Below are 12,464 nucleotides of genomic sequence, written 5' to 3'. Positions count from 1 at the left end.
ACTGACAGGTGGTCCCATTTTCAATTGCAATTCCTAAAATTTTGGCCCCTTTTTAAAATACAATATACACTCTGTTCCTTCTATATAATAGTGCGAATTTTGTGGTTGAGATTTTTTGCGTCAATTATGGATTGTTATATTTCTTCGATAATGTCCGAAATTTGTCCGAAATATTATCTGAAGTATAAATTTTTTTTAGTAAATGCGATATTCTTATCAGTATGTGTAGTAGGGTGTATTTATTTTTCCTTCTTAAACCTATTTGTCTACGATATTTTTACCAAAATGATACAAAGTTTACGAATGAAATCAGCATATTTCTGATTGTCCATGATAAAACGCTAAAAAGTGACACTATGGAAACTCAAAGTGACGCTCTTACCCAAAATGACGCTTTTCGTCAAGTCTGCATATTCAGATCATCTTTCCAACCACCAACCCCCACTAAAAAGTGCTTTTTTGCACACATTTTTTGATATATGCACTTATAATTTATGATATGATTAAGGATGTACTTATTATTTTAGAAAGCTGGATTGATGTGGAATGGTGAAGGAATATAAGCAGATTCCGGTAAGGGAAAGTAACTTAGCCGGAACAAATAGATTGAAATTAATTTTCTTGGGTTTAGTAACGGGTTTATTTAGCGGAATGCTTGCGGTGGCTTATCGCTTTGTATTAGCTGAATTGGATACGATTCGTGATTCGATATATAACATGCCATTTTCGATTAATTATTTATGGATGTTTCTCGCAGCGTTTGTATTCGGTGTGATAGTCGTTCAGTTATTAAAGTGGGCACCGTTATCTGGAGGATCTGGAATACCTCAAATACGAGGAGAGTTACTAGGAAGATTGTCAATGAATCCGGGACCGACCTTAATTAGTAAGTTTCTTGGTGGTTCTTTGGCTAACTTTATTGGGTTAAGTTTAGGGCGTGAAGGTCCGTCAATTCAGTTAGGTGGAGTGACCGGAAAGATTGTTGGGAAGTTATTCAAGACAGATAAATTAACTTCCAATTATTTAATTACGGCTGGAGCGAGTGCTGGTTTGTCGGCTGCATTTAATGCACCGATTGCTGGGACTTTATTTACTTTAGAAGAAGTGTACGGTTCTTTCTCACATTACTTATTATTACCAAGTATTATTGCGAGTATTACAGCAAACTTCGTTTCATTTATATTTGCAGGTAAGATTTATTCTTTCTCTTTTAGAGTGAATCAAACGATTGATATGAACGATATTGGTTGGGTAGTCCTTGTTGGTTTAATTGCAGGTTTAGTGGGGGTTTTATTTAATCACTTTATGGAATGGACACGACGTTTCTTTGCTTGGACAAGGTTAAAACCAATCTATTTAGTACCGTTGATTTTTATGTTGACGGTCGTTGTTGGATTATTTTCACCTGAGTTATTAGGTGGAGGGCATCATTTAGTGGAGCATATGGTTGCTGCACCGATTAGTGTGGGGATGTTAGTCTTTTGGTTGATAGGTAAGTTAGTCTTTACCAGTATATCCTATAATAGTGGAGTTCAAGGAGGTATTTTCTTGCCAGTCCTAGTTTTAGGGGCAATCTCTGGATTACTTGTTTACCACATTAGTGGGCTAGAGCCAGTTTATATGGTGAATTTTATCATCTTAGGTATGTCGGCGGTGATGACCGCAGTTGTTCGAGCGCCTATTATGTCAATTGTACTCGTAATGGAGATGACAGGGTCATTTACTCACTTAATCATGTTATCCTTCGCTTCAATTATCGCCTTCATTGTAGGAGAAATCACTCGTACAGAGCCTATTTACGAAACTTTATATAACAACCTGATTCAGCGATTAACCCCTCAAAAAGTGGAAGAAAGTGAATTAATCGTGTCGACGTTTACAATTGGACCAGAAAGTCCACTAAAGAATACGTTAATCTCTGATTTGAATTTGCCGACAAATTTACTGATTGTTGAAATTAATCGAGAAGGATTAAACTTGCTTCCTAAAGCAGATGAGTCGATTAAAACGTTAGATACGGTGATGGTTTTACATAATGTATTAGACACAGAGCTAGTTCATAATTACTTTACACATCAAGATTAGATGATATACATTTATGAAAAGTCGATTCCAATTGGATTCGTCTTTTTTTGTTAAAATTTTACATAATAGATAGCAATAATTACTTATTTGTAAGGATTATAGTGTTATTCTATCGATTTATGTTAGATTTATTCACATATAATGATATATATAAGTTGCGAAAGAGGGGTATTTTTGCGTATAATAAGTATTGTTAGAATAATATGAGAAAAGTTTCTACAATTATTAAAATTCAAGGAAAGTTGGAGTGAAACATGAAGTTTTTTAGATGGTTATCTATGAGTTTAGTTGTAATGTTAACCGTACTTGTCGGTGCACCGGTAATGAATACGGTTGTGCAGGCACAAGAGGATAATGAGCCTTACATTATTGCTACAGATACAACATTTGCCCCATTTGAGTATCAAGATGAGAATGGTGACTTTGTTGGTATTGATATGGACCTATTGGAAGCAATCGCTGAAGATCAAGGTTTTGAATATGAGATAAGACCACTAGGATTCAATGCAGCTTTACAGGCTGTAGAGAGTGGACAAGTTGATGGTATGATTGCAGGTATGGGAATTACAGAAGAGCGACAAGAATCTTTTGACTTCTCAGATCCGTACTATGAAGCAGGAGTGCAATTCGCTGTTTTAGAAGATAGCGATATTGAATCGTTAGAAGATTTAGAAGGAGAAAATGTTGCCGTTAAGACCGGTACAACCGGTATGGCAGCAGCTGAATCAGTGGCTGATGAATACGGCTTTACGATTTCGACTTTTGAAGATTCAGTAAATATGTATGAAGACTTACAAGCAGGTAATTCAGCTGCAGTCATTGAGGATTATCCAGTGATGGCCTATGCGGCTCAAACTGGTGGTATTCCATTACGCTTTATCGGCGAACAAATGGAAGTGACTGATTATGGGTTTGCTGTTTCTGCGGGTGAGAATCCAGAATTAATTGAAATGTTCAATGCGGGGTTAGAAAGTGTCCGTGAATCTGGTGAGTTTGATGAAATTATTGATACACATTTAGGTGAGACTGATTTAGCTGAATCAGAATCAGATTCAGAAGAAGAGGAAAGTTCACAAGAATCAGAAGCAGCAGTTGTCGCTGATCCAGATCGAACTTATATAATTGGTACAGATACTACGTTCGCACCATTTGAATACCAAGATGAGAATGGTAACTTCGTTGGTATCGATATGGACTTATTAGAAGCAATCGCTGCAGATCAAGGTTTTGAATATGAGATCAGACCACTTGGTTTCAATGCGGCTTTACAAGCTGTTGAGGCGGGTCAAATTGATGGTATGATTGCTGGTATGGGGATTACTGAAGAGCGACAAGAATCTTTTGACTTCTCAGAACCATACTTTGAAGCGGGAGTTCAATTTGCGGTTTTAAAAGACAGCGATATTGAATCATTAGAAGACTTAGAAGGTCAAAATGTTGCGGTTAAGACTGGTACAACGGGTATGGCAGCAGCTGAATCAGTGGCTGACGAATACGGCTTCACAATCTCAACATTTGAAGATTCAGTCAATATGTATGAAGACTTACAAGCAGGAAATTCTGCCGCAGTGATTGAAGATTACCCAGTGATGGCTTATGCAGCTCAAACAGGGGGTATTCCATTACGCTTTATCGGCGAACAAATGGAAGTAACAGATTATGGATTCGCTGTTCAGACAGGTGAGAATCCAGAATTAATTGAAATGTTTAATGCGGGACTCTCAAATGTTCGTGAGTCAGGTGAATTTGATGAAATTGTTAATACGCATTTAGGCGATACAGACATGGCGAATGCAGACCCAAGTTCCGAAGGGGAAGAGGGTTCAGAAGAAGCTGAAGAAGTTGTGGCTGATCCGGATCGTACTTATGTGATTGGTACAGATACAACATTTGCACCATTCGAGTTCGTTGGAGATGACGGCGAATATGTTGGTATCGATATGGATTTACTTGCAGCCATCGCTGCAGATCAAGGCTTTAATTATGAGATTCGTCCATTAGGATTTAACGCGGCTTTACAAGCTGTTGAGGCGGGTCAAATTGATGGAATGATTGCTGGTATGGGAATCACGGAAGAACGTGAAGAGTCGTTTGATTTCTCAAACCCATATTATGAAGCGGGAGTTCAATTCGCAGTCTTAGAAGATAGTGACGTTGAGTCATTAGAAGATTTAGAAGGTCAAAACGTTGCTGTTAAGACTGGTACAACAGGAATGGCAGCAGCTGAGTCAGTGGCTGACGAATACGGCTTTACGATTTCAACGTTTGAAGATTCAGTCAATATGTATGAAGATTTACAAGCAGGAAACTCTGTTGCAGTTATTGAAGACTACCCAGTAATGGCTTATGCGGCTCAAACAGGGGGTATTCCATTACGCTTTATTGGTGAACAAATGGAAGTAACTGATTATGGATTCGCAGTTTCTGAAGGTCAGAACCCAGAATTAGTTGCTTTATTCAATCAAGGACTAAGTAATATTCAAGCCTCTGGTGAGTATGATACAATAATATCGAACTACTTAGGTGAGGAAGAATTAGAAGAAGAATCTTCTTCAAGTGGTTTCTTCGGTTTAATCGAACAAAATGGTCGTGCTTTACTTAACGGATTATGGACAACTTTATGGATTACATTAGTGTCATTTGCAATTGCAGCCGTTATTGGTATTATCATTGGTTTAATGCGCACGTCTGGTAATATTATCTTATCATTCATTGCTCAAGTGTATATTGACTTGATGCGTGGTACGCCGATGATCGTATTATCATTCTTCGTATACTTCGGTATTCCACAATTAACAGGTTGGACATTCGGAGCGGTAGCAGCCGGGATTACTACCTTAAGTATAAACGCAGCGGCTTATATTGCTGAAATTGTACGTGGTGGTATTAATGCGGTTGATGTCGGACAAGATGAAGCGGCACGAAGTTTAGGGTTGAACAAAGGTAAGACAATGAGACGAATTATCTTACCGCAAGCGTTCAGAATTATGATCCCTTCATTCATTAACCAGTTTGTTATTACACTGAAAGATACATCAATTCTATCAGTAATTGGTTTAGTAGAATTAACTCAAACAGGTCGAATTATTATTGCTCGTACTTATCAATCAGGAGCAATGTGGTTAATCGTTGGATTAATGTACATTATCTTGATTACAATCTTAACTAAGATTTCTAATAGACTAGAAAAGGATGTGTAACAACTAATGGCGAACGTAATAGTAAAAGGTTTAAAGAAAAGTTTTGGTAATAATGAAGTATTAAAAGGTATTGATTTACATGTAGATTCAGGAGAAGTTGTTTGTATTATCGGCCCTTCGGGTTCAGGTAAATCAACATTACTTCGTTGCCTAAACCGCTTAGAAGAAATCAACGGCGGTGAAGTGAATGTTAATGGTGTGAATATCAGTGCAAAAGAGACAGATATTAACTCGGTGCGTAAAAATATCGGAATGGTATTCCAACACTTTAACTTATTCCCACATTTAAGTGTTAAAGAAAACATCACTTTAGCACCGGTTGAACTAGATGTGTTATCAAAAGATGAAGCAGATAAAAAAGCATTAGATTTATTAAATCAAGTTGGACTTGATGATAAAGCTGATGCATATCCAAACTCATTATCAGGTGGACAAAAACAACGTGTGGCAATTGCGCGTGCCTTAGCCATGGATCCAGATATTATGTTGTTTGACGAACCAACGTCAGCACTTGACCCTGAGATGGTCGGAGATGTTCTTAACGTTATGAAAGATTTAGCGGCACAAGGTATGACAATGGTTGTTGTAACTCATGAGATGGGATTCGCTCGTGAAGTTGGAGACCGTGTCATCTTCATGGATGGTGGCTATGTAGTGGAAGAAGATCTTCCCTCAGTACTATTCAGTAATCCTAAAGAAGAACGTACGAAATCATTCTTAGACAAAGTATTAGTTTAATTAGTATTTGAACGAGGTAGCTTTCGGGCTACCTTTTTTATTTTCTTAAAATATTTAAAAATGTTTTGGAATTATCCAAATAGGCTTGTTGTTTCAGCGATTCTCGACTACAATATATCAAGATATAAAGGAGCGATTAAATATGAAAAGCAGTGTTGAAAATGTAATGAGTTATAAAGATATAAATGTTCCTGAGGAAAAATTAACAATTGAAATACCTTCATGGGATGCCGTGGCACAACCATTAGTTGACCATGCGCGCAGACAATATGAAGAGATGATCAATGAACCGGTTGACGAATTAACGAACGAAATGGTAGACGCTCTAGCTTTACCAGGGGTTAAAACAATTCAACAACTTAAACAATCGGGGATGGAAGTATACCAACGTAACCAAACACAGTTACAATTCTATAATGAAGTTTTACCATTCATCTTAAAATATTATGCAGACAATTCAAACGTCATCTTAAATAGTGAAGAACGCGACAGTTATGTTACGGATTACTTAAGACAAGTGAAAGCTTACGCCGATCAATATAACATGCCATTAGAGCAATATGGGCGTGAACAATTAAAACTTGAAGGAAATATTAATGAACAACTTGAGAAACGTGCGGAAGAAGACTTTATCTTTAAAGTGATTGCACATCGTGTCTTTGAGAATCAAGGTGGACGTTTAGATGAAGAAGCTTACGAGCAATTTATTCACCGTAATGTTGTCCAACAAGGGGCAGACGAAATCGAGTTAAGAGAACGATTCTCCTATAATGCATTTAAAGAAATGATGCCAGAAATGTCTCTATCACAAGATATTTACGAGTACTTCAGTAAACGTATTACCTTTAAAATCAACCCTGATGCAAAACTTCGTGTGTAAAATAATATTGAACTTATCATTAAAATGGATATAATAATGTTATGTCTAAAATTAAAGCAAACAAGAAAGGAGGGTTGTATTGGAAAAAGATAAAATGAAGCGTTACGGAATAATTGGAGGCATTGCCGGTGGTATTGTCATTGTATTGGCTGTCATCTTTTTCTCTATTGGGCAACCCTTTACAAATAAATCCGCAAATTCACTCGGTGAAGAATTCAATCAAGCTGAAGAAATTACGCCAGCTGAACTTGTGGAACAGCATCGCTATGACACTTTGCATCTTCAACCGAAAGCCAGTGTATTAATTGAAGATTTAAGATCATCCGTTGTCAATGTGGGGGTAGCGAACCGAACAGAGACGCCACTTCTAACGGAAGTTGCTGAAAATGATGAGGAATTAACTCCAGAAGAAGAGTTACCTGAGATTGTTCCATGGTTTTACTTTAGTCCGAATGTAGCAATTGTCTCACCCACTTCTTATGTGAATCAAGAACGTTTATTGTCTGAAGAGAGTTTAAACGGCTTTGCTTGGTACGCAGTTGAAGGGGAAGAATTATTATATCGTAATGATACTCCATACACGGGGTGGCATAACATACCTGAGGAAGGTTGGTTTTACTTTCTAAAAGGTAAGCAACAAGATATTGGCTTTAGTTTGGAAGAAGCTGAAGAGTTAAGTCAACACCGTAATATGTTATTAAATTTAGTACCTACGGATGCACCTGATTTCTTCTTTATTGAAAGACCTTATGAATATACAAAGATGAGTGAGGTCAAACCTGTTGATTACAGTATTCTTTATAAAGCAACAGATTCATTGATTCTTAGTGCACCACCTAAGACACAAAACTCAACGATGAGAACGACGACAGAAGGTTTCTATGATATGCCGATGGAAGTTGTTGCTGAGTACACTTCTTTCGATGAAGAATGGTTACATGTTTACATTGGTTATGAGGAATTAGGATGGGTTCGAAAAGATGAGACAGGTACAGATTACGTGGAAACTTACTACAGTGAACGTGAGTTGTTAGATACGATGGAAGCAGTCATCTGGGAAGAAATTGGAATGATCAACGCTAACGTTGGGGCATCTTTTATTAATAATGAAACGATGGCTCAAGTTGATATTAATAACCAACAATTCTGGCCTGCAAGTACCCAGAAAATCTATGTTCTTGGTGAAGTCTACCATCAATACAAGACGGGTGAATTATCACCAGATACTTATGTGACGATGACGGATTGGGATAAAGTGCCTGGAGCGGGGATTATTCAAGGTCAGCCAAGTGGAAGTATGTATACGGTTGATGAATTGGTTAACTTAGTCACGGTTTATAGTGATAATACAGCCGCGAACTTATTAATTGATGTTGTAGGTGGTGGATACATTATCAACCCGCATATCCATCAATTAGGTCTTTATGAGACGTATGTGAATGGGAAGTATTATAGTGAAGATACTTACTTTACAACTACGCCTCATGATGCGGCGCGCTACTTCGCCTTATTAGATAACAACCAAGTCAATGGTGAACCATGGGATGCGATGTTAATTAATAAGTTGACTATGAATACACATAACTTCTTACGCCAATATATTCCGTCTTCAACCACGTCTTGGAATAAGTCTGGTTTAGGAGAGACTGAGCAAAATGATATCGCCACATTTATCACACCATATGGGGCGTATTCATTAGCTGTTTACACGTCTTATCCAGGAGATTATGACAGCATTTCAGACCAGGTAGGGAATTTATCTCTACGTGTTCATAATGTCTTTAATGAATTAAGATCACAGTTGTGGATAACTGTGGAGTAATCACACTTTTAGCAAGTGCCGTTTCGGTGCTTGCTTTTTTGTTATAATTTTTATCGTATTTAAGAAAGCGTTTTGCTATAATAGATGACATCTAAAATAAGGGAGTGATATTGTGAATCAACGTGAGAATATTTTAAAACTCATCGAACAAAATAGTCGCTTAGAGGCGAGTGAAATCGCAACAATGCTTGATATAGAAGAGAGTATTGTTGAAGAAATTATTACTGAGTTAGAAGAAGAGAAAGTCATTATCGGCTACCACACTTTGATTAATTGGGATAAAACTGAAGATGAATATGTTTCAGCGATGATTGAAGTGAAAGTGAATCCACAACGCGGTCAAGGCTTTGACCGGATTGCGAGTTTGATTTACAATTTTCCCGAAGTTGAAGCGATGTATTTAATGTCAGGTGGGTATGATTTTTCAATTGAATTGAAGAAAGCACCCATGCGTGAAATTGCCCGCTTTGTGACAAGTAAATTATCTGTGATTGATGAAGTTCAATCAACAGCAACGCACGTTATTTTGAAAAAATATAAAGATCATGGAACATTATTTGATAATGATGATGATGATCGTAGGATGGCGGTTTCTTTATGAGAGATTTCGTGAATGAACACGTCAAAAAAATAAAACCTTCAGGAATTCGCCGTTTTTTTGATATTGCTAATGAGATGGATAATGTTATTTCATTAGGAGTGGGGGAACCTGATTTCGATACACCGTGGCATATTCGTGATGAAGCGCGCGACGCATTGAGTCGAGGACGTACATTCTATACAGCGAATGCCGGTTTGATGGAGTTACGAGAAGAAATAGCTGGACGACTAAGTCGTAAGCATCAATTAGATTATAATCCTAAAGAAGAGATTTTAGTGACGATTGGTGGGAGTGAAGCGATTGATATTGCTTTACGGGCAACGGTTTGTCCCGGGGACGAAGTTATTTATTTAGAACCGGGCTATGTTTCTTACTTGCCTTGTATTGAGTTGTCTGGCGGGGTTCCCGTTCCGATTGCTTTAAAAGAAGCAAATCAATTCCGTTTAACGGCGGAAGAACTAGAAGCAGCGATTACACCGAAGACGAAGATTGTTATTATGAATTTTCCAAACAATCCAACTGGTGCAATATTAGAGCAAAGTGACATTGATGCGTTAGCTCGCGTTATTATGCAGCATGACTTGCTTTTAGTGACAGATGAAATTTATGATGATTTGACCTATACTGAAAGTGCGCATGTAACATTGGCTTCAGTACCAGGAATGAAAGAGCGTACAGTCTATATTAATGGTTTTTCTAAAACCTACGCGATGACCGGTTGGCGTTTAGGCTATTGTTGTGGGCCAAAAGCAATTATGGAACAGATGATTAAGATTCATCAGTTTACAATTATGGCTGCACCGACACTGAGTCAATACGCTGGTATAGAAGCTTTGAAAAATGGGGATGCATCGGTTGAAGAGATGCGCCAAAGTTACAATCAACGTCGACGCTATCTTTTAAAAGAGTTAGATCGAATTGGCTTAACTTGCTTTGAACCTTTAGGAGCATTTTACATCTTCCCAAATATCCAAGAATTCCAGATGACTTCAGAAGATTTTGCGACACAATTACTGTTAGAAGAGCATTTGGCTGTCATTCCAGGGTCTGCCTTTGGGGACAGTGGAGAAGGGTACATCCGAATCTCCTATGCATATTCGATTAAAGAACTGAAAGTCGCAATTAATCGCTTAGAGCAATTCGTTCACAGATTAAGAGAGAAAGCATTGTACGGCGAAGCAGCACATTAATAACAAGATGGAGGATATTATGACTAAACAAAATGGACCACTACCAACACGTGATTTATTAAATAAAGAAGAGACTTGGGACTTATCATTACTATTTGCAACCCAAGCAGAGTACGAAAAAGCAATAGAAGCCTTAAAAGAAAAAGTAGCAACTTTTAATACAAATTATAAAGGGAACTTAACAAATGTCGGAACGATTTTAAGTGCTTTAAATGATTTTGATGATATCAATGTTAGGATGGGGAAAGTATTTCAATACGGTTCTTTAGCCTATGAAGTAGATAAATTAGATGATACGAATGAAGCAAATGCGTTAAAATTAGGCCAATTAAGTGAGTGGCTTGGCGTTCGTTTATCATTTTTTGAATCGGAATTAGCGAACTTATCTGAAGAGATGTTAAATGAATTAACAGTGACTGAGGAAGGGCAAAAATTTAAAGCTTTTATAGATCGAATCAAATATAATAAACCAATGATGCTAGATCCTATGATTGAGGAAACCCTAAGTAGCTTATCGGGATCACTAACGAACCATAGTGATATGTATAATACAGTTAAATTCCAAGACATGATCTTTCCAGACTTTGTAGTGGGTTCTGAAACTTACAGCAATTCCTTTGCTGGTTTTGAGCAAGATTTTGAAGGGCATATGAATAAAGAAATTCGCCATGCTGCTTGGAAATCATTCCACCAAGGCCTAAGTAACCATCAACATACGGTTGCTACCAATTATATTAACCATGTTCAAACTGAGAAGAAAATGGCAACTTTACGTGGCTTTGATTCTGTGTTTGATTATTTACTACACGATCAACAAATTTCACGTGATAGTTATAATTTAATTATCGATACCTTAACTACGGAGTTAGCGCCAGTATTTAGACGTTACGCGAAGTTATTAAAAGAAGAACAAGGGCTGGATAAAGTTACTTTAGCTGACATTAAGATGCCATTCTCTAAAGATGAACCGATGTCGATTAGTATTGATGAGAGTCGTGAGATGATTGAGTCAGCCTTATCTGTCTTTGGGGATGAGTATTTAGGTTATGTGAAGCAAGCCTTTGATGAACGCTGGATTGATTACCCGATGAACCAATCAAAATCAACGGGAGGTTTCTGTTCAACGATTGCTGATGGACCGTCTTATATTCTGCTTAACTGGACTGGTTTATTAAGTGAAGTGCTTGTGCTAGCCCATGAGTTAGGCCATGCAGGGCATTTCCAATTAACTTATCAAAACCAATTAAGTATTACACCGGAAGCAAGCTTGTATTTTGTTGAAGCACCTTCAACAGCCAACGAAGTCATTATGTGCCAATATTTATTAAATCAACCGATTGAAAATGATGCGAAACGCTCATTAATTGCAGAATTTATTACAAGAACTTACTTCCATAATATGGTGACACATTTATTAGAAGCGGATTTCCAACGCAAAGTTTACGAAGCAGTAGATAATGATGAAGTATTAAATGCTAACCGTCTAAATGGGTTCTTTAAAGAAACGTTAGAAAACTTCTGGGCAGATGCTGTAGAAATCAATGATGGTGCTGAATTAACTTGGATGCGCCAACCACATTACTATATGGGCTTATACTCATATACTTATTCTGCTGGTTTAACGATTGGAACTCAAGTGGGTCAGATGATTGCTGATAATGATCAAGAAGCTGTGTCAGCTTGGTTAGACAATTTAGCAGCAGGCGGAACGAAAGATGCGCTTGAATTAGCAGCCAATGTGGATGTAGATATGACCAATGCGGACGCGATTCGCCAAGCAATTCAATTCGTTGACGGCTTAATCGATCAAATCGAAGAGCTTGCTTAAGTTACAGTTGTGTTACAAAAATGGAGTTATGCAACAAAAGAGTTAAGGGTCATTAACAGATGGCCTTTAGCTCTTTCTTTATATTTGAACTTGAGTTAATATATCATAAGTCATCAAATA

Annotated in this window: 8 protein-coding genes; all 8 read left to right on the top strand. The window is 37.5% G+C overall.

Annotated elements, in window-relative coordinates; genetic code table 11:
* Positions 1 to 546: 546 nt before the first annotated feature.
* The 8 genes from ACFO5Y_RS03595 to pepF all read left to right on the top strand — a co-directional run bounded on the left by ACFO5Y_RS03595 (position 547) and on the right by pepF (position 12,344).
* Positions 547 to 2,085: a ClC family H(+)/Cl(-) exchange transporter gene (locus ACFO5Y_RS03595; RefSeq protein ID WP_197105138.1), complete on the top strand. Its 1,539-nt coding sequence runs from the start codon at positions 547 to 549 to the stop codon at positions 2,083 to 2,085.
* Between the two features lie 254 nt (positions 2,086 to 2,339).
* Positions 2,340 to 5,285 carry an ABC transporter substrate-binding protein/permease gene (locus ACFO5Y_RS03590; protein WP_231606952.1) on the top strand — a complete coding sequence of 982 codons (2,946 nt, stop codon included), beginning with the start codon at positions 2,340 to 2,342 and terminating at the stop codon, positions 5,283 to 5,285.
* 6 nt (positions 5,286 to 5,291) lie between these two features.
* Complete coding sequence (locus tag ACFO5Y_RS03585; protein ID WP_197105139.1) at positions 5,292 to 6,023, top strand: amino acid ABC transporter ATP-binding protein; 732 nt, start codon at positions 5,292 to 5,294, stop codon at positions 6,021 to 6,023.
* 142 nt (positions 6,024 to 6,165) lie between these two features.
* Positions 6,166 to 6,903 carry a hypothetical protein gene (locus ACFO5Y_RS03580; RefSeq protein ID WP_138404577.1) on the top strand — a complete coding sequence of 246 codons (738 nt, stop codon included), beginning with the start codon at positions 6,166 to 6,168 and terminating at the stop codon, positions 6,901 to 6,903.
* A gap of 79 nt (positions 6,904 to 6,982) precedes the next feature.
* A complete protein-coding gene (locus ACFO5Y_RS03575) occupies positions 6,983 to 8,725 on the top strand; it encodes a serine hydrolase (protein ID WP_197105140.1) in 1,743 nt (580 codons plus the stop codon).
* 112 nt (positions 8,726 to 8,837) lie between these two features.
* Entirely contained in the window at positions 8,838 to 9,326 is a 489-nt protein-coding gene (locus tag ACFO5Y_RS03570) for an Lrp/AsnC family transcriptional regulator (protein WP_331459535.1), read from the top strand.
* A complete protein-coding gene (locus tag ACFO5Y_RS03565) occupies positions 9,323 to 10,516 on the top strand; it encodes a pyridoxal phosphate-dependent aminotransferase (protein WP_197105141.1) in 1,194 nt (397 codons plus the stop codon). The genes ACFO5Y_RS03570 and ACFO5Y_RS03565 overlap by 4 nt, the downstream gene beginning before the upstream one ends.
* Before the next feature lie 19 nt (positions 10,517 to 10,535).
* Entirely contained in the window at positions 10,536 to 12,344 is a 1,809-nt protein-coding gene (gene pepF / locus ACFO5Y_RS03560; RefSeq protein WP_197105142.1) for an oligoendopeptidase F, read from the top strand.
* Positions 12,345 to 12,464: the final 120 nt, after the last annotated feature.

The sequence above is a fragment of the Ruoffia tabacinasalis genome, assembly GCF_042652985.1.
GTDB lineage: Bacteria > Bacillota > Bacilli > Lactobacillales > Aerococcaceae > Ruoffia > Ruoffia tabacinasalis.
Note: the sequence above shows the minus strand (reverse complement) of the source record. Positions and strands in the feature narration are given on the sequence as shown.